This window comes from Roseivirga ehrenbergii (genome assembly GCF_001593005.1).
GTDB lineage: Bacteria > Bacteroidota > Bacteroidia > Cytophagales > Cyclobacteriaceae > Roseivirga > Roseivirga ehrenbergii.
On record NZ_LQZQ01000016.1, the window covers coordinates 1 to 473 of the forward strand.

At 39.5% G+C, this 473-nt stretch carries 1 pseudogene; it reads right to left on the reverse strand.

From position 1 onward, the window contains the following. Nucleotides 1-336: pseudogene (locus tag MB14_RS09065) on the reverse strand (RagB/SusD family nutrient uptake outer membrane protein); the annotation flags it as partial. Nucleotides 337-473: the final 137 nt, after the last annotated feature.

Below are 473 nucleotides of genomic sequence, written 5' to 3' on the forward strand. Positions count from 1 at the left end.
AGTCTGATTTACCAAAGAACTTGTGTTAGATCTGTGCTCAAGCCATTGGTGAACGGCAATAAACCAACCAGAACCCCTTTGTGGGTTAACTACATCTTGTCCTAAGAAATCATAGTTGATCAAGTGATCACCATAGCCTCCTGCTTCGTCTTGAGAACCACCAGATCCATACATATAGCGGTGAATTCCTTCCAAAGCAGCTCTTTGGTTAACAATAGTGCTCAGTACTTCATCAGCTCCAAGCTGATCAGTAGGGGCAGTTTCTAGGTATTCTTCATTACATGAGCTTATAGCCAGTACAATGAAGAGTAAAATTATTTTTGAAATATATTTCATTGTCTTTGTTTTAGAAGTTTAGGTTAACGCCCAAGGTTAATACTCTTGAAGGAGGGTAAAGTCCAACATTTTGTGTTCCGTTAAACGACTCCATAGGGTTCATGCCTTTTCTTGCACTCACGAAGAATAGGTTTTCA